Genomic DNA, 18,730 nt, shown 5'->3' with positions numbered 1-18,730 from the left:
CGGATTTTTTTTTGGTTATCAACACAAAAAAATATTTATAAACAATAGAATAGTTATAACTCGCTAGCATATTTTTTTTAAATTTTGCTACTTTCGCTATATGGAAAATTTCAAAAATGTAAACCCTGTCAAGGTCGACAAAACTACTATTATCAATCTAGAAAAAGGTAAGCTTCCTCCACAAGTAATTGACTTGGAAGAGGCTGTACTTGGTGCGATGATGATTGACAAAAAAGGGGTAGATGATGTAATTGATATTTTACAGCCAGACGCTTTTTACAAAGACGCACACAAACATATTTTTGAAGCAATTTTACAGCTTTTTACAGAAACTCAGCCTATCGATTTGCTGACCGTTTCGACACAGTTAAAGAAAAATGGAAAGTTAGATTTGGCTGGAGGAGATTTTTATCTGATCCAGCTTACGCAAAAAATTGCTTCGTCTGCTCACATCGAATTTCACTCGCGTATTATTCTTCAAAAATTTATTCAAAGAAGTTTGATTCGAATTTCTTCTGAAATTATTGAAGAATCTTATGACGAAACTACAGACGTTTTCGATTTGCTGGATAAAGCAGAGTCAAAATTATATGAGGTAACTCAGGGAAATATTAAACGTAGTTCTGAAACGGCTCAGAGTTTGGTTTTGCAAGCAAAGAAACGTATTGAAGAAATTGCTGGTAAAGAAGGTTTGAGTGGTGTTGCAACTGGATTTGAGAAACTAGATGAAGTAACTTCTGGGTGGCAGCCTTCGGATTTGATTATTATTGCGGCTCGTCCTGGTATGGGTAAAACAGCCTTCGTCCTTTCAATGGCGAGAAATGTAAGTATTCAGTTCGGACATGCAGTTGCAATTTTCTCTCTGGAGATGGCATCTGTTCAGTTGATTACGAGGCTTATTTCTTCTGAAACTGGACTTTCCTCAGAAAAACTAAGAACAGGTAAATTAGAAAAGCACGAATGGGAACAGTTGAGCACTAAAGTAAAAGATTTAGAAAAAGCTCCTTTGTTTATTGACGATACACCATCGCTTTCGATATTCGATTTACGTGCGAAATGCCGTCGTTTGGCTTCGCAGCACGGAATTAAGTTAATTATTATTGACTACTTGCAGCTGATGACTGCGGGAGGAAGCGGAAAAGGTGGAGGAAACCGTGAGCAGGAGATTTCGACAATTTCTCGAAACTTAAAAGCTTTGGCAAAAGAGTTGAATGTTCCGGTAATTGCACTTTCTCAGTTATCGCGTGCCGTAGAAACCCGTGGATCTAGTAAGCGACCTTTACTTTCGGATCTTCGTGAATCTGGAGCGATTGAGCAGGATGCCGATATCGTATCGTTTATTTATCGTCCTGAATATTATAAAATTGAAGAGTGGGACGATGATGAGGCATCTTCTACGCAAGGTCAAGCGGAGTTTATTATAGCCAAGCACCGTAATGGTGGTTTGGAGAATATTCGTCTGAAATTCTTAGGACATTTAGGTAAGTTCGACAACTTAGAAGAATTTACAGGAGGCTATGATGATTTGCCATCTAAAATGAATCATGATGACAATCCTTTCCTAACGAAAAATTTGCCGTCTGCAAATGAAGCCTTCGGAAGTAATTTAAATGACGACGATGACGACAGTGATGTTCCCTTCTAATAAAAAAATCAAAAAGCCTTATTTTTAAGGCTTTTTTTTATGTTTTTATGTTAATTTTCTAATAAAAATCAGTAGTTTAGCGAAACCAATTATAAACTATCGAAGTTTTTTAAATTATTAACCAAAAACAAATTTTAAATTATGAATGAAGAAACCTTTCCAGGACCTATTCAGATTCCTGTAGCAACTGCAAATGAGTGGGAGAAGAGATATCAAGATGATAACTCAGTTGAAGATTCTAAGAAAAAAGTAAAAGCTTTCTTAATACCAAGAGAAAGTTTGGAAAAAGTTTTAAAGCTTGAAACAGAAGCTGTTTGGGCATATTTAGGTATAAACGATCAAAAGGAAAAAACATTACTTTTTGTTGGTGCCGAATATGATAAAGAAGCTGAAAAATGGATCAATGTTTATGGCCTAGGAGAAGGAGCAGATGGTGAAGTAGGAGGTGGAGAGGTAGTATACGACGGTGCAAGGCCAAGCCCACCTTTTTAATTATTAAATTTTTAAGTTTAAAATAATGGCTGATTTTTTAATATATTCAAGTTATTTGATTTTATTGATTAATCTTGTATTATATACATTTAGCTTTTTCCGAGAGGGAAAAGCTAATGTTTTTTTTGTCTCTTATTTAGCTTTTTCAACTGTTTTGCAGTTTTCAATGGAACTAGTTTATCATTTGGGAATGAATAATTTATTTCTTGTTAATATTTTTTTTATAGGACAAATGATCATACTTGGACTTTTTTATAATTCGCTATTTTATAATAAAGCTCAAAAAATATTCGTCAAGATCTCATTAATAATTGCTTTGCTGATTTTATTAGTGCAATTTTTGATAGATTCTAGTCAGTTCTTAAAGTTTAATTTATTCGGAATAACTTTAACGTCTTTGCTGATTGTTGTCTTTGCACTAGTTCATTTTTATAATATGCTGACGGAAAATAAAAAGTATTACTATATAAGTATGGGGGTAGTTTTTTATTTATTGGCAAGTACTGTACTGTTTTTAATAGGCAATCTATCTACAGGATTAAGTGCAGATTTGAAATATCTAAGCTGGCAGTTAAATGCTTTTTTATTAATAGTCTACTACTTGATTATTTTATTTGAGTGGAAAGTAAGTTTTTCACAAAAGGCAAGTCTGCAGAATTAGTTTGTAATTATATACTATAAAAAAAATAGATATGAATGCAGGTCACATTCCTGAGAAAGAACTAGTAGCTATAATATTATATATCTCTTTGTTTTTTATAATTGTTGCAGTCGCATTAATTATATTCTTTTATTTTTCTAGAAAAAAAATCATTCAGAAAGAACTAGAGAAAATAGATTTAATTCTTCGTTATCAAAAAGAACAGCTCCACGCTATTATTGTAACCCAAGAGGAGGAACGAAAAAGAATTGCGCAAGATCTTCACGATGATATTAGTTCAAAATTGAATATTGTTTACTTAAACAGCCATTTGCTTACAGCGCCAAACTTAACTGAAGCTGAAACTGCAGAAATTACAGAAAATATTATTGCTTTGACAACAAAGGCATTAGATAATTCTAGAAAAATTGCGCACAATTTGTTGCCGCCAGTTTTTGAAAAATTTGGATTGAATGCAGGTATCGAGGAATTGTGTGGGGAGTTTGAAAGCAGTAAATCAGTCAAAACACATTATAAAAATGAAATTGATTTTGACGAGAAAGACATAGATAGACATTTGCATGTTTTTAGAATTCTGCAAGAACTTATGAATAATTCTATCCGTCATGGAAAAGCATCAGAAATATGGATTTCGTTTGCTAATATTAACGGAATAAATACTTGCAATTACCAAGATAATGGCGTTGGTTTCGATAGTTCAAATGCTGAAAATCAAAAGGGTTTAGGAATGAAAAATATAGATAGCCGCATATCGTTTTTGGAAGGAACAATAGAAATTAACTCTCAAATTAATAGTGGTATTGTTGTAAATTTTACTTTTTAGGTAGAATTATGTGTTTTATTAAGGTTTTTAGTCAATAAAGTGGGGTATTTAGACTTTTTCTAAATCATATTTTGTAATTTCGGTAAACCAAATTAAACGACCAAAAACAAAAAAGATGAATGCTGCTATAAAAATTGCCCTAGTCGATGATGAAATTTTGTTTCGAAAAGGAATTTCTTTTTTATTACAGAGAGAGGAAAATATAGATATCATTTTTGAAGCCTCAAATGGTGAAGAGCTTATTTCACAATTAAATGAAAAAGAAATAAAGCCAGATATAATAATAATGGACTTAAAGATGCCGGTGTTAAACGGGGTCGAAGCCACTAAAATTATTAGAAAATCGTTTCCAGATATTAAGATTATTGCACTGACTAGTTATGACACAAAGTCTTTTATTGCCAATATGATTCAAGTCGGCGCAGTTGCTTACTTAATAAAAAATACTACTCCAAAAGATTTAATTCATACGATAAACGAAGTAGCGAAAAAAGGTTTTTATTACAACGAAAATGTTTTAAAAACGATTCAAGAAACCATAGTTTCTCCTAAAAATGCAAGAGGTGGTTTAGAAACTAATTTCCTTTCTCCGCGTGAAATCGAAATTCTACAATTAATTTGCCAGCAGAAAACTACAGCAGAAATTGCTGAACATCTTTTTCTAAGTCCTAGAACTATAGAAGGGCATAGGAATAATTTATTGCTTAAAACAGAATCGCGTAATATTGCTGGTTTGGTTGTTTATGCTATTCAGAATGAATTGGCAGTTTTAACTATTTAAAAAATTACGCTGTCAAAAACTGAATTGACAATACATAATACAATATTATTGTTATTACAAGAACACATAATCCTATTTTCTGAATTATATTCAGGCCCTTTTGTTGGTTTTTACTATCATTAAGCTTCATAATGTGGTTATTTTTACGGCGATTAGTTTGATGAACCTGGGATAGCAAATGTAGAAAGAATATTCTGCCTAAGTATAGGTGTTTTTACCTGTTTTTAAGTTGTTTAAAATTTTCTTCACAATCTTTTTTTAACATTCCATTATGGCATAAAAAGCAGTAAGCATTCTTTTTTTGTTGCAGCCTTTTATATCTTTACTAAAATAATTTTCTGATGAATAAGAGTTTACTCTATATTTTTATACTATTAGCAACACTAAGTGCTAGAGCTTCGTTTATCTTACTTCCGATGGACGAAACAACGCAGCAAAATCATCTAAAAGCATACGGAATTACTTATTGGTGTTTAAGTAGGGATTACAAAGCGAGCTGGCTTTTAAATTACCGAGGAGGTTCTTTTTTACTTCCTGATGCTGATGAAATTAGAAAAGAATGTAAAATAAGAGGAGTTAGTTTTGAAGTGATTTCAGATAGCGAACAAGCTTTAATTCTAAATGAAATTTCGAGTCCTTCTCAAAATATGGAATCTGTAATTTTAGAAAAAGCCCCTAAAATAGCGGTATATACTCCAAAAGGAAAACAACCGTGGGATGATGCTGTGACTTTGGTTTTAACTTATGCCGAGATTCCTTTTACTCCCATTTATGATGAAGAAGTTTTAAGCGATCAATTATTAATGTATGATTGGCTGCATTTGCATCATGAAGATTTTACGGGACAATATGGGAAATTTTACGCAGCTTATAAAAATACACCTTGGTATATAGATCAAAAAAGAGACGCAGAAGCTTTGGCCGCTAAATTGGGATATGCAAAAGTGTCTCAGGAAAAAGGGGCGGTTGCAAAAAAAATTAGAGATTTTGTTATTGGCGGAGGTTTTATGTTTGCGATGTGCTCTGCGACAGATAGTTTTGATATTGCACTTGCTGCCGATGGTGTAGATATTTGTGAATCTATGTTTGACGGAGATCCAAGTGAACCGAATTATCAGTCAAAATTAAATTATAATAATTCTTTTGCTTTTAAAAATTTTACTCTTGAAAGAAGACCGGAAGTTTATGAGTTTTCTGATATCGATATGACAACAAAAAGGAGAGTATTGATGGAGAAAGATTACTTTACTTTAATGGAATTCTCTGCAAAATGGGATCCTATTCCGAGTATGTTATGCCAAAATCACACACAATTGGTGAAGGGTTTTATGGGACAAACAACTTCTTTTGACACTTCATTGATAAAATCGAACATCTTGATAATGGGAACATGCGAGATAAATGGAGAGTCTAGATATATTCATGGAGAAAAAGGCAAGGGGATGTTTACTTTTTTTGGCGGACATGATCCAGAAGATTTTCAGCATCAGGTTGGAGATCCTCCAACGGTTTTAGATTTACATCCGAATTCTCCAGGTTATAGATTGATCTTGAATAACGTTTTGTTTCCAGCTGCTAGAAAAAAGAAGCTTAAAACTTAATTAGTTTAAAGAAAACTCAAACCAGATTGGAATATGATCGGATACTTTTCTTGCATTCTGAAGTGAATCAAAATCTTCGTAAAATTTAATGATTCCAGAATTGAGGACTTTTAGATTTACTGTATTATAAAAAATATTATCAAATTCAGATGCAAGACAAATATTGCTTTTGCATTGATGCTTAAGAGTTGTTTTTTGATTTTTTAATACAGATGCATATCCCATCTTTTTTAACGGATTAAAAACAGAATGTTTTTCAGGGCAATTGAAATCGCCTAAGAAAGCGAGATTTAAATTGGGATATTTGTTTGGTAAAAATTTGAAATATTTGATTTCGGTTTCAGGCTGCTTTTTTTTCGTTATTGCATGAAAATTAACTAGTGTAATTGTCTTTTTATTGATTTCGAATGTGGCAAAATAGGGCTCCCGATCAATTTCTACACTAAATTTTTTCTCAAGCCAAGGTTTGGTTTTTAATTTGGCTTTGTTAGTTTTCCAAATAAACGCGTACCGTTCTGTTTTGTAACTGCTGCTAGAAGTAGGATCACTTATTTTGTAATCCCATTTATTGCCCTTTTCGTTAAGTAATTCTGCAAGTTTTGCGACAGTTTGAGCACCTCCATTTCCGGCAACAACTTCCTGAATTGCAATAATATCGTAGTTAGAAATTGTTTTGGCAATATAATTTAAATGGATGTCAGATTTAGATTTTCCAAAGTTTTCGATATTCCATGACAGAACTTTGGTTTGTGCAAAAGATAAAAAGGCAAAAAATAATAAGACTAGGCTGAGAATTTTCTTCATATAAATTTAATGAGCAGAGATATAAAACTTCTCTTTCAGCAATAATCAAGCCCTTATTAAAAATAATTAGTGTTTTTTGTATCGGTTTTTTAGTGCAGTTCCGATTATTATAATTTGCAATACTAATAATGCTGGAATAAATATCATTTTCCAATCAATTTCTAGCCAGCCCGTTTTTTCAGAAACAAAGGCAAAACTAATCGATAAAAAAAGACATAATAACATTGTTTTCATAATAATTCTATTTTGTGTAGTATTAATTTTAGAGAATATAATACTCGCTTTGCTTTTCGGTTTCATGGTAAGTTAATAGGTTATTACAAATTTAACGGTATGAAAAGTGTAATCCTTACGGAAACCCGTAAATCGCAATAAAAATTACACCAGTCCGAAATCTTTTGCGATTGCGATCAAATGCACATTGTTGTTCGCTTTAAAATAAATCTTTAATTTATTTATTCTTTTTTCGATACTGCTTGTTCCATTAGGCGTTATAGATAAGTCTTTAAATTCTTTAGAAATGCTTTCTAAAATGTAACCTTGTGATAAAAGCTTTAAAATAGAAATATCATAAGATTCTATTTCAATTAGTGACTTATCGTTGAAACTAAAAGACAAATCAGAAGAAAGTATTTTTTCTTCATTATTAAATGTGCCTTCAATAGCATTTCTTAGTTCCGAAATACTATTTCTTCCTTTAGAAACATAAGCATTAATACCTAATTCGTTAAAAAGAGTTTTAATCCTATAACTTTTGTCTTCTATAGAAAAAACGATCTTTTTTATATTGGGTTGAACTTTATTTATGGCATCTATAAGCTCGTCGCCACTATTTAAATTTACTTTTCTATGATCCGATTTAAAAGATAAATCAGTAATCAACAAATCGTAAGGTTCTTTGTCAGCTAATGCTTTTTTTATTTTAAGCAGACCTTCGTCACAATATTTCACATGATGAATTACTGGAACTTGTAACTCTTCAAGTACTTGAACAACTGCAATGCTGATACTATCTAAATCTTCGGCAACTAAAACTTTTTTAAACATATACTGGATTATATAGGGAATTTGAAACTTATTTTAAAACCACTTTCTGAATTTGAGTCAAAATTAAATGTTCCTTTTATTGTTTCAATACGGTTTTCCACATTTTGTAGTCTTTTTTCTAAAATATTATTTTCTGAAATAATTTCATTACTGTTATCAGTATAGGAAATGAGTAGATTTTTGTTTATTTCTTTTACAATAATACTCACCAAACTAGAACTATTAGATTTTTTCATATTGAATAATAATTCTTGTAAAATTCGATAGAGTATTATTTTTTTATTTTTATCAATTTTACTCCAGAAAACCGAATCAAATCCATTTAGAATAATGTTTACATCTTTAGTTTTGTATTCTGAAATCATTTCCTTTAAGATAGCTAAGTATCTTTCGTCTGTCGGGACTTTGCTGTTTTCTCTAGATATGTTGCGGGTTTTTGAGTAAATATTATTTAAGCTATCTAGTAGTTTTTCCTTATTGTCTTTATTTTCTAGATTGTGATCTTGTACAAATAATAACGTTTCATAGATATTTGAGTTAAGCTCATTATGCAATTTCTGAGATATTCTCATTTCGCTTTTAAGGATGATGTCATTTTTTTCTCGTTTGCCTTTGGTAGTAATATAAAATATTAAAAAAAGGATGATAAATAAGCTTAAAGAAATTACGACATAAGAAATATAGCTTCTGTTTTTTTGTCTTTGCAATTGTAATTCTCTTTCTGCTTTTTGATTTTTGAGTTCAAAATTTTCTTCTTTATCTTTCTTTGAGTCATATATGACATCTGCAAATTGATTTTTTGCAGTTTTTCTGCTTAAATAGAGGCTATCATTTTTTCTAGTATAAATTTCCCAGTATTTTTTTGCTTTTTCAGCCTTGTCCATCTCAAGTAGATCGGCTAATCTGTCGATTTCATTTCCAGCTGATTTTGCTCGTTTTGCAGCATGGTATGATTTCTCTGCATAAAATTTTTTAAGTTCTGGATTATAATATTTTGAGTAATAAAGATAATAGCCAAAATAGTTGGCAATTAGCTCAAAATCATTGTTGTATGGGATGGTTAATTCCAAACTTTCGTCAAGACATTTTAAAGCTTGTTCTTTATGATTTCCAAGGCCTATGTAGGAGAGAGCTAAATTATACAATATACCAGAACGCACAAGGTTTGTATTTGAAGGTGTGATTTTATCTGCAATTTTGCACTTGGATATTGGTTCTAATATATCTTTCGCCTCTTGAAATTTTTTTTGTTGAACATAAACAAATGCAATTTCAGATAATATTCGCGCTTTTCTAAATGTGGATATTGCTGTTTTTAATGCTTTTCTATGATAGTAAAGTGCCTTTTCGTTGTTATAAGTATAAAAATAGTTGAAAGCCATAAACGTGTAAGCATTGATGGCATACTTTTTACTAGATGTTTTATCTAAATAAGGAAATGCTTTTATAAGCGTAGCCTCTGCTTCGTAAAAATTGCCATATCGTTGCAAGATTTCAACTATATAGTTTAATGAACCAACATATGCATCTGCATAATCTTCTTTAGGATCACATAGCAATTGTGTTTTGTTGAAGTAAAAATAGGCACTGTCGTATTTTCCTGCATCAAAAAAAGCATGAGCTTTTTCTGATGTTTTTTTTATTTTATTTGAAAGATCGGTTTTAGTGTGATTTTTTTGTTTTTTTTCTGCTTTAGAAAACGATACAAAGAAAAGAGTTGCTAGAATCAAACAAATGATTAGCAAAGAAAAAAGAATATTTTTTTTTTGAAAAAAGGGTAACAGGTTTTTAATCATTACGCAGGAAGTTTAATTAAGACCTTAAAACCATTTCCAAAATCTGAATCGATTTCGATCTCACCTTTGATGGCTCGAATTCGATTCTCAATATTATGCAAGCCATTTTTGTGAACCATTTTGTTTGAGTCAATTCCTTTTCCATTGTCGGTATAGTTAATTATAATAGTATTTTTCCTTTTTTTAAAAGTTAAGGCAACTAAAGAAGCATCACTATGCTTTTTCATGTTTACTAGCAATTCTTGGATGATTCTGTAAATCGATACTTTTTTAATTTCATCAACTTGATCCCACGAAATTTCATCTAACCCATTTATTAAGAAGTTTATTTTAGAGGTATTAAATCCAGAAATCATCTCTTTAAGTGAAACTGTATAATTTTGGTTGCTCAAAATAGGATAGTTTTCCTTGGATACATCTCTTGTTCGAGAATAAATATCATCTAGCTTTTTCAGTAAATGATTTCGGTTTTCTTCAGTAGAAAGATTTCTATTCTCAACAAAAGCAAGCGTATGATAAATGTCATTAGCTAATTCGTCATGAAGTCTTTTTGAAATTCGCGTTTCGCTTTGATAAGTTGCTTCAATTTTTTGACGATTATTTCGTGCAGTTAAATAGTAATAGACAACCACAATCAAGCATGATGCTAATATGATTATGATATATGAAATAATATTTTTGCTTTCCTGTTTTTCTAATTGAAGTTCGTTTTTGATTTTTTGAGCCTTTAATTTTAAGTTTTCCTCTTTTTCCCTTTTGGAATCATATTTCATTTTTGCAAATTGATTTTTTGCTTTTTGTCTAAAGGCATAAATACGGTGATTCTCTTTTATATAAAGAAGAGCCTTTTCTTTTATTTCTGCGGCAGAATCAGTGTTTTCTATAATAAATTTTAATGCAAGTAAGCGATCATTAGTATTGCCGGATAAGGTGTAGTTTTTGTAGCTTAATTTGGCATACATCATCGATAAAGACTTATTGTTTTGATAATATTGAGCAAGATTATAATACGTTTTGCCTAAACCATCTTCATACTTTGCTTCAGAGTTTATATGTATACTCTTTTCAAAAAAAGACAAAGCTTTCGAATTCTTGAGTTTGAAATAACAAATGCCAATATAATCGAGTATTTTGGAATAATATATTGGTTTTTCCTGTACAGTTTTTTCTTTGCTTATGGATAAGAAAATTTGCAATGCTTTATCGTATTTGCCTTGGTTGATATAAATGGCCGCAATATTGTTTTTTGCTTCAAGTACGTTGATTCTGTCTACTTTCAAAACAAATGCTTTTGAATAATAGTAAATTGCATTTGGATAATCATAAGTGTAATAATAGTTTCTGCCTAAAACACTGTAAATATTCCATATGTGATTTGGATCGTTTATTTTGTTTAAATAAGGAATTGTTTCTGTTGCTGTCTTAGTGCTTCCAATAAAATCTTCATGATTTTGTTGAATTTCTGCCATGTAATACATGCAATAAACGTAACTTTTGGCATCTTCAGTAGGATTGCATTTCGTTCTCGCTCTGTTGTAGAAATAAAATGCGCTATCAAACTTTTTAATCTTGTAGAATGAATCAGCTGTATTGATAATTTTCTCTATTCTGACCTTATTATTTAGATCGTCTGCTGTGAAGTTTTTTCCCTTCTGACAGGCAAAAAAAAATGTAAAAATTAGAATTATATATAGTAAAAATGGTATTCCCTTTGGTGTCATGCGTCAAAAATAAAAAATCTCAGTTCTTGTGAAAGAGTATAAATACCTGTTTTTGTAAAAAGATGAATTCGTTATTTTTTGCCTATTCATTTACAATTATATACAAACAAACCCTCACAGAGAGGGTTGTTAAAGTTTGAAAATGATGTAAATATTATCCTTATAAATTATTCTGCTCTCATTCCAGTAGTAATTGCTAATCTATTCCATGAGTTAATTGTGATGATGGCTAAAAGTATTTCGGCAAGATATTTTTCATCAAATAATTTAGCAGCATTTTCGTAAACTTCATCTGAAACATTATTGCCAATTAATGTAACTTGTTCTGTTAACGCTAAGATTGCTTTTTCTTCTTCATTATAAAAATCGGCTTCACGCCAAGCGCTAATTAAATAAATTCTTTGTTCAGAAATACCATGCTTTCGAGCGTCTGCAGTGTGCATGTTAATACAAAATGCACAGCCATTGATTTGTGAAGCACGGATTTTGATTAATTCCTTGTGTACAGGAGTTAATGAAGTAGATGAGATATATTTTTCTAGATTTAATAAAGCATTATAAGCTTCTGGAGCAACATTCGGGATAACGATTCTTGATTTCATTTTTTTATGTTTTAAAAGTTCATTACAAAGGTCAGTAATGTATACTTTCAAAAACTTGAACTACTTCAAGAAATTCAAATCAGACTTTTCCAGCTCTTATTTTACTCATAAATTCTGCGGAAAAATCCAAATAGGAGGCAAGCATATATTGAGGAACACGCTGTACAAAATCAGGAAAGTGATCATTAAAGTGATGATATCTTTCTTCCGCTGACATTGTAAATAAGAATTTGATACGCATTTGCATAGCGCCAAAACTTTTTTGAGTAACTATTCTGAAGTACCTTTCTAGATTCGGTATTTCAATCAGCAGAGATTCTAAAATTGTTTTGTCAATAGCAATGACTTCTGAATTTTCTACTGCCTGTAAATAAAAGCTTGAAGGAACATGATTGTGGTAACTTAAATAATCAGTAATCCACCAATTTTCGATACCAAATTGCAACGTTTGTTCAGCTCCTTTAGAGTTAATAATATACTGCCGCATACAGCCTTTAACAACAAAATACATAGTGTTGCATATTTGACCTTCTTCTAAAATATGTTCTTTCTTTTTTATTTTAGAAAGTTCTAGGCATGATTCTAATTTATCAATATCTGAAGGTCCAAGAGAAATGAATTTTTTAATATGATCCAAAAGAGCTTTGTGCATAAAACAGTTTTAGTTTTATACAAATGTACTTTTTAAATTTTGTTTTTTAGAAAAACAGGACAATTGAAACTTCTTTAAACAAAAAAACCATTCGCGTTAACGAATGGTTTTATATAATAAGTAAGTAATCTTAAATTGAGTTTATAAAACGTTTTATTTTACTTTATTAAGAATAGCTTTGAAAGCTTCTGGGTGGTTCATAGCTAAATCAGCAAGAACTTTTCTGTTCAATTCGATTCCATTAGCTTTAACTTTACCCATGAATTGAGAATAAGACATTCCTTCTAATCTAGCTCCAGCGTTGATACGTTGAATCCATAATGAACGGAAATTTCTTTTGTTTTGTTTTCTATCGCGGTAAGCGTAGCTCATCGCTTTCTCTACTGCATTCTTAGCAACTGTCCAAACGTTTTTACGTCTTCCAAAGAAACCTTTGGCTTGCTTCATTATTTTTTTTCTTCTTGCTCTTTTAGCAACTGAATTTACCGATCTTGGCATAATTTTAATGTGTTTTTGTAGCAGGCGTCCTGAATTGAATCAAAGGAACTTAAAGCCATACTCCAAGGTTATATAAATAATTTTTTAACCTAAAGAATTATTAGATAATTCTTAATTGTTGTTTAATGCTTCTCATATCTGTTTGGTGAACTAGCGCTGAGTGTGTCAAAGCTAATTTACGTTTTTTAGATTTTTTAGTCAAGATGTGACTTTTAAAAGCATGCTTTCTTTTAATCTTTCCAGAGCCAGTAACTTTAAAACGTTTCTTAGCGCTAGATTTTGTTTTCATTTTAGGCATTTTTCCTAGTTTTTTAATTTATTCTTACTTACTTATATCTTCAGTCTAAAAGTTTAAAAGTTTAAAGTCAAAAGTCAGTTTATGACTTTCGACTTTAAGACTTTAAGCTTTCGACTTATTTCTTTTTCTTAGGAGCAATGAACATGATCATTCTCTTTCCTTCCAGAACAGGCATTGCCTCAACTTTACCATGTTCCTCTAAGTCCTGTGCAAGACGTAATAATAGAATCTGACCTTGATCTTTGTAAATGATAGAACGTCCTTTAAAGAAAACGAAAGCTTTTAATTTAGCTCCTTCTTTCAAGAATTTTTCAGCGTTCTTTCTTTTAAACTCATAATCGTGCTCATCTGTCTGAGGACCAAAACGAATTTCTTTTACAACAACCTGAGAAGATTTAGCCTTTAATGCTTTATCACGTTTCTTTTGTTCATAAACAAATTTCTTGTAGTCCATGATTTTACAAACTGGCGGCTCAGCATTTGGAGAAATTTCAACCAAATCTAACTCAAGCTGATCTGCTAAACGCAATGCATCAGCTATTTTAAAAACGCCAGGTTCAATATTCTCACCTACAAGACGTACTTCTGGAACACGAATAAGATTGTTTATTCTGTGTGCATCTTTTTTTTCTACTCGAGGTTGAAAACCTCTGTTACTTTTTATTGCTATGACTTTCTAATTTAAGTTAAACTGTAAATACTTTTAATGTCTTTTTTATTTCTTCGTCTACAATCGCAGCAAATTCGGCGATCGAAACTGTGATATTACCTTTTCCTTCTTGTCCGTGACGACGAATAGAAATCGTGCCGTTTTTCTCTTCTTCCTCACCAACGATAAGCATAAATGGGATTTTCTGCATTTCTGCATCTCTAATTTTCTTACCGATAGTTTCGTTTCGGTTGTCAATTAGGGCGCGAATTTCGTGATTTTCTAGCAAATCTAAAACTTTTTTAGCATAATTTTCGTATTTCTCGCTCAAAGACAAGATAATAGCTTGCTCAGGCATCAGCCAAAGTGGGAAATTTCCTGCTGTATGCTCTAGTAAAATTGCTATAAAACGTTCCATAGATCCAAAAGGAGCTCTGTGAATCATAACAGGGCGATGTAATTCATTATCAGCACCTTTGTAAGTCAATTCAAAACGCTCAGGTAAATTATAATCTACCTGAATAGTTCCTAACTGCCATTGTCTTCCCAAAGCATCTTTTACCATGAAATCTAGTTTCGGACCATAAAACGCTGCTTCACCATATTCTACAACAGTATTTAGACCTTTGTCTTTTGCTGCATTGATAATTGCATTTTCAGCTTTTTCCCAGTTTTCATCAGTTCCAATATATTTGTCTCTGTTTTCTTGATCTCTTAACGAAATTTGAGCTGTAAAGTTTTCAAAACCTAACGAACCAAATACATATAATACAAGGTCAATTACTTTTTTGAACTCTTCATCCAATTGCTCTGGAGTACAGAAAATGTGCGCATCATCTTGAGTAAAGCCTCTAACGCGAGTTAAACCATGTAATTCTCCTGATTGCTCATATCTATAAACAGTACCAAATTCAGCATAACGCTTAGGCAAATCTTTATATGACCAAGGTCTTACATTGTAAATCTCACAGTGGTGAGGGCAGTTCATTGGTTTTAATAAAAATTCTTCACCTTCTGCTGGAGTGTGAATTGGTTGGAAACTATCAGCTCCATATTTAGCATAGTGGCCAGAAGTAACATAAAGTTCTTTCTGTCCAATATGAGGACTGACAACTTGTTCGTATCCAGCTTTTTTCTGAGCTCTTTTCAAAAATTGCTCCAATCGATCTCTTAAAGCAGCACCTTTTGGTAACCATAAAGGTAAACCTTGACCCACTTTTTGAGAAAAAGCAAATAATTCAAGCTCTTTTCCAAGTTTACGGTGATCACGACGTTTAGCTTCTTCAAGAAGTTCAAGGTATTCAGTCAAATCTTTTTGTTTAGGAAAAGAAGTTCCATAAACACGAGTTAACTGTTTGTTTTTCTCATCACCTCTCCAATAAGCACCGGCAACACTCATGATTTTTACAGCTTTGATAATTCCAGTGTTCGGAATATGTCCACCACGGCATAAATCAGTAAAAGTAGAATGGTCGCAGAAAGTAATAGTTCCGTCTTCAAGATTTGAAATCAATTCAGTTTTGTAAACGTTATCTTTATACATTTCTAAAGCTTCTGCTTTAGTCACTGGACGCATTTTAAAATCAAACTTTCCTCTTGCGATTTCAAGAATTCGGTCTTCGATTTTTTTAAAATCAGCTTCAGAAATTTTCTGGTCTTCAAAATCAACATCATAATAGAAGCCATTAGCAATCGCAGGCCCAAGAGTCAATTTAATTCCAGGGTACAATTCCTCAAGAGCTTGAGCCATTACGTGCGAAGTCGAGTGCCAGAAAGCTTTTTTACCTTCGGCATCATTCCAAGTATATAAAATAAGATTACCGTCGGTCGTTAATGGAGTCTCGGTTTCAATAGTTGTACCATTAAAAGATGCAGAAATGACATTTCTTGCAAAACCTTCGCTAATGTTTTTAGCGACCTCCATTGGAGTTACGCCCGAAGCGAACTCTCTAATTGACCCATCGGGTAAAGTAATCTTGATCATTGTTTATAATTTTGTGAATGCAAATATACATGATTACAAAAATACATACAATATATATGTATAAGTTTACTCTATTATATATAAGTATAGTTTTGTTGTGCTATAAGAATAGCTCTTGTTTCAACCCGACAGGTTTTCAAAACCTGTCGGGTTTATTTTTTATGCATATATAAGGAGAAAGCTTCATTTGCCATTCAGACCGCAACTGAAGTTCTTTAAAGTTTTGGAATTTGGAATTTAAAAGATTGGGATTTTGTTTTTTTAGGAGCTTTTTCCCGCTATGCGCTTCAATCTTTTGGGGCCGAACCCCGGCCCCAAAAGGATTTCCGCTCCTATCGGGGCTAAGAAAGCGGTTTCAGGAGAGGCAATTCGGGAAATGGAAGATTTCGTAAGCATGAAAAAACTTTTGAAAAAGGCGCCAAATGCTGAAAATCCGATAAAAACTGATGTCGGAAAGTATGGCAAAATAAGAAAATACCAGACATACGAAGAAAAGCCTTACGTTCTGTGAAAAATATCCAAAATGTAAACTCCGCGTTATGAGAAGGTTAGGGGAAAAGGCAGAAAAACTTAAAAAAAACTCTTTAAAAAAGCTTGGAAAAGCGGAAAAAGGCACTACTTTTGCACCCGCAACGGCGAAAAGCGCTCTTAGACATTCCGGCAGCCTGATCACATTTTAAGGAAAGAGATTTTCGAAAAAAAAGATTGAAAAAAGCTTGCGGGAAAAGAAAAAGCTTTTTACATTTGCACCCCGCAAAACACGGAAGCTCATTGAAGGATTGGAAGAAAAACGGAAAAGATGAGGCGATAAGAAAGCTTCAAAAATTTTTCAAGTTTTTCTTGCGAGAAACAGAAAGAAGTTTTAGTTTTGCACCCGCTTTGAAACACAAGCGGAAAAAGAAAAAGACACGTTCGTAGACATATTGAATTGACAGCCGTTTTGAAAGAGATTTCAAAACAAAATAGAATAAGAGTAATGGAATCGAAAGATTTTTAAAAGAACCGATAGCAAGGCGTCGCATATACATTATTAAAATATACGATGAAGAGTTTGATCCTGGCTCAGGATGAACGCTAGCGGCAGGCTTAACACATGCAAGTCGAGGGGTAGAGTTCTTCGGAATTTGAGACCGGCGCACGGGTGCGTAACGCGTATGCAATCTGCCTTCCACAGAGGGATAGCCCAGAGAAATTTGGATTAATACCTCATAGCATAACCGGACCGCATGGTTCGGTTATTAAAGTCACAACGGTGGAAGATGAGCATGCGTCCCATTAGCTTGTTGGTAAGGTAACGGCTTACCAAGGCAACGATGGGTAGGGGTCCTGAGAGGGAGATCCCCCACACTGGTACTGAGACACGGACCAGACTCCTACGGGAGGCAGCAGTGAGGAATATTGGTCAATGGGCGCAAGCCTGAACCAGCCATGCCGCGTGCAGGATGACGGTCCTATGGATTGTAAACTGCTTTTGTACGGGAAGAAACACTCCTACGTGTAGGAGCCTGACGGTACCGTAAGAATAAGGATCGGCTAACTCCGTGCCAGCAGCCGCGGTAATACGGAGGATCCAAGCGTTATCCGGAATCATTGGGTTTAAAGGGTCTGTAGGCGGTCTTGTAAGTCAGTGGTGAAAGCCCATCGCTCAACGGTGGAACGGCCATTGATACTGCAGGACTTGAATTATTGGGAAGCAACTAGAATATGTAGTGTAGCGGTGAAATGCTTAGAGATTACATGGAATACCAATTGCGAAGGCAGGTTGCTACCAATGGATTGACGCTGATGGACGAAAGCGTGGGTAGCGAACAGGATTAGATACCCTGGTAGTCCACGCCGTAAACGATGGATACTAGCTGTTGGGGGCAACTTCAGTGGCTAAGCGAAAGTGATAAGTATCCCACCTGGGGAGTACGAACGCAAGTTTGAAACTCAAAGGAATTGACGGGGGCCCGCACAAGCGGTGGAGCATGTGGTTTAATTCGATGATACGCGAGGAACCTTACCAAGGCTTAAATGCAGACTGACCGATTTGGAAACAGATCTTTCGCAAGACAGTTTACAAGGTGCTGCATGGTTGTCGTCAGCTCGTGCCGTGAGGTGTCAGGTTAAGTCCTATAACGAGCGCAACCCCTGTTGTTAGTTGCCAGCGAGTAGTGTCGGGAACTCTAACAAGACTGCCAGTGCAAACTGTGAGGAAGGTGGGGATGACGTCAAATCATCACGGCCCTTACGCCTTGGGCTACACACGTGCTACAATGGCCGGTACAGAGAGCAGCCACCCCGCGAGGGGGAGCGAATCTATAAAGCCGGTCACAGTTCGGATCGGAGTCTGCAACTCGACTCCGTGAAGCTGGAATCGCTAGTAATCGGATATCAGCCATGATCCGGTGAATACGTTCCCGGGCCTTGTACACACCGCCCGTCAAGCCATGGAAGCTGGGGGTGCCTGAAGTCGGTGACCGCAAGGAGCTGCCTAGGGTAAAACTGGTAACTAGGGCTAAGTCGTAACAAGGTAGCCGTACCGGAAGGTGCGGCTGGAACACCTCCTTTCTAGAGCCCAAAGTGTTAGCCGGAAGGCACGCTTGGGAAATAAGATGCCTGTTTTAGGTTTTGGATCGTGAAATTGCATTACTCTTGCTGTTAATTTAAAGAAATAAACTTTTAAGTAAAAAA

18 protein-coding genes and 1 rRNA gene are annotated in these 18,730 nt (G+C 33.6%); 8 read left to right on the top strand and 11 right to left on the bottom strand.

Annotated features, from left to right (window positions below):
* The first annotated feature begins 100 nt into the window (after nt 1-100).
* From dnaB to ACNRYB_RS00215, 6 genes are all read left to right on the top strand, one after another.
* A complete protein-coding gene (gene dnaB / locus ACNRYB_RS00240; protein WP_129748104.1) occupies nt 101-1,645 on the top strand; it encodes a replicative DNA helicase in 1,545 nt (514 codons plus the stop codon).
* Between the two features lie 141 nt (nt 1,646-1,786).
* Nucleotides 1,787-2,137: a hypothetical protein gene (locus ACNRYB_RS00235; protein WP_473728919.1), complete on the top strand. Its 351-nt coding sequence runs from the start codon at nt 1,787-1,789 to the stop codon at nt 2,135-2,137.
* 25 nt (nt 2,138-2,162) lie between these two features.
* Nucleotides 2,163-2,798 (top strand): hypothetical protein, encoded by a 636-nt coding sequence (locus ACNRYB_RS00230; protein ID WP_129748106.1) that lies wholly within the window; start codon nt 2,163-2,165, stop codon nt 2,796-2,798.
* A 31-nt stretch (nt 2,799-2,829) separates the two neighbouring features.
* Nucleotides 2,830-3,621 carry a sensor histidine kinase gene (locus tag ACNRYB_RS00225; RefSeq protein WP_473728918.1) on the top strand — a complete coding sequence of 264 codons (792 nt, stop codon included), beginning with the start codon at nt 2,830-2,832 and terminating at the stop codon, nt 3,619-3,621.
* A gap of 115 nt (nt 3,622-3,736) precedes the next feature.
* Entirely contained in the window at nt 3,737-4,402 is a 666-nt protein-coding gene (locus ACNRYB_RS00220; protein WP_473728917.1) for a response regulator, read from the top strand.
* A gap of 341 nt (nt 4,403-4,743) precedes the next feature.
* The gene (locus ACNRYB_RS00215; protein ID WP_473728916.1) at nt 4,744-6,003 is read left to right on the top strand and encodes an asparagine synthetase B; all 1,260 of its coding nucleotides are present in this window, start codon (nt 4,744-4,746) and stop codon (nt 6,001-6,003) included.
* Here the strand turns inward: ACNRYB_RS00215 and ACNRYB_RS00210 are convergent, their stop codons facing one another.
* The 11 genes from ACNRYB_RS00210 to thrS all read right to left on the bottom strand — a co-directional run bounded on the left by ACNRYB_RS00210 (nt 6,004) and on the right by thrS (nt 16,054).
* On the bottom strand, nt 6,004-6,807 hold the full coding sequence (locus ACNRYB_RS00210; protein ID WP_473728915.1) for an endonuclease/exonuclease/phosphatase family protein: 804 nt from the start codon (nt 6,805-6,807) through the stop codon (nt 6,004-6,006).
* Between the two features lie 66 nt (nt 6,808-6,873).
* The gene (locus ACNRYB_RS00205) at nt 6,874-7,041 is read right to left on the bottom strand and encodes a hypothetical protein (RefSeq protein ID WP_165352465.1); all 168 of its coding nucleotides are present in this window, start codon (nt 7,039-7,041) and stop codon (nt 6,874-6,876) included.
* A gap of 144 nt (nt 7,042-7,185) precedes the next feature.
* Nucleotides 7,186-7,854 carry a response regulator gene (locus ACNRYB_RS00200; RefSeq protein ID WP_129748111.1) on the bottom strand — a complete coding sequence of 223 codons (669 nt, stop codon included), beginning with the start codon at nt 7,852-7,854 and terminating at the stop codon, nt 7,186-7,188.
* Nucleotides 7,855-7,862: 8 nt separating this feature from the next.
* Entirely contained in the window at nt 7,863-9,650 is a 1,788-nt protein-coding gene (locus ACNRYB_RS00195; RefSeq protein ID WP_473728914.1) for an ATP-binding protein, read from the bottom strand.
* Complete coding sequence (locus ACNRYB_RS00190) at nt 9,650-11,119, bottom strand: tetratricopeptide repeat-containing sensor histidine kinase (protein WP_473728913.1); 1,470 nt, start codon at nt 11,117-11,119, stop codon at nt 9,650-9,652. Before ACNRYB_RS00190 ends, ACNRYB_RS00195 begins: the two co-directional genes overlap by 1 nt.
* Before the next feature lie 419 nt (nt 11,120-11,538).
* Nucleotides 11,539-11,973, bottom strand: a complete 435-nt coding sequence (locus ACNRYB_RS00185; RefSeq protein WP_129748113.1) for a carboxymuconolactone decarboxylase family protein — start codon at nt 11,971-11,973, stop codon at nt 11,539-11,541.
* A 79-nt stretch (nt 11,974-12,052) separates the two neighbouring features.
* The gene (locus ACNRYB_RS00180) at nt 12,053-12,625 is read right to left on the bottom strand and encodes a Crp/Fnr family transcriptional regulator (protein ID WP_473728912.1); all 573 of its coding nucleotides are present in this window, start codon (nt 12,623-12,625) and stop codon (nt 12,053-12,055) included.
* Between the two features lie 153 nt (nt 12,626-12,778).
* A complete protein-coding gene (gene rplT / locus ACNRYB_RS00175; protein WP_008464948.1) occupies nt 12,779-13,123 on the bottom strand; it encodes a 50S ribosomal protein L20 in 345 nt (114 codons plus the stop codon).
* A gap of 100 nt (nt 13,124-13,223) precedes the next feature.
* Nucleotides 13,224-13,421 (bottom strand): 50S ribosomal protein L35, encoded by a 198-nt coding sequence (gene rpmI / locus ACNRYB_RS00170; RefSeq protein ID WP_008464950.1) that lies wholly within the window; start codon nt 13,419-13,421, stop codon nt 13,224-13,226.
* Nucleotides 13,422-13,536: 115 nt separating this feature from the next.
* Nucleotides 13,537-14,091: a translation initiation factor IF-3 gene (gene infC, locus ACNRYB_RS00165; protein WP_111286002.1), complete on the bottom strand. Its 555-nt coding sequence runs from the start codon at nt 14,089-14,091 to the stop codon at nt 13,537-13,539.
* Nucleotides 14,092-14,107: 16 nt separating this feature from the next.
* Nucleotides 14,108-16,054 (bottom strand): threonine--tRNA ligase, encoded by a 1,947-nt coding sequence (gene thrS / locus ACNRYB_RS00160; RefSeq protein ID WP_473728911.1) that lies wholly within the window; start codon nt 16,052-16,054, stop codon nt 14,108-14,110.
* A 539-nt stretch (nt 16,055-16,593) separates the two neighbouring features.
* Here thrS and ACNRYB_RS00155 point away from each other — a divergent pair.
* Nucleotides 16,594-16,734, top strand: a complete 141-nt coding sequence (locus ACNRYB_RS00155) for a hypothetical protein (RefSeq protein ID WP_473728910.1) — start codon at nt 16,594-16,596, stop codon at nt 16,732-16,734.
* 359 nt (nt 16,735-17,093) lie between these two features.
* Nucleotides 17,094-18,607 (top strand): 16S ribosomal RNA (locus ACNRYB_RS00150).
* The last annotated feature ends 123 nt before the right edge of the window (nt 18,608-18,730 follow it).

It is taken from the genome of Flavobacterium sp. CR10, assembly GCF_055814415.1.
This window is presented reverse-complemented; position numbering and strand designations above follow the sequence as displayed.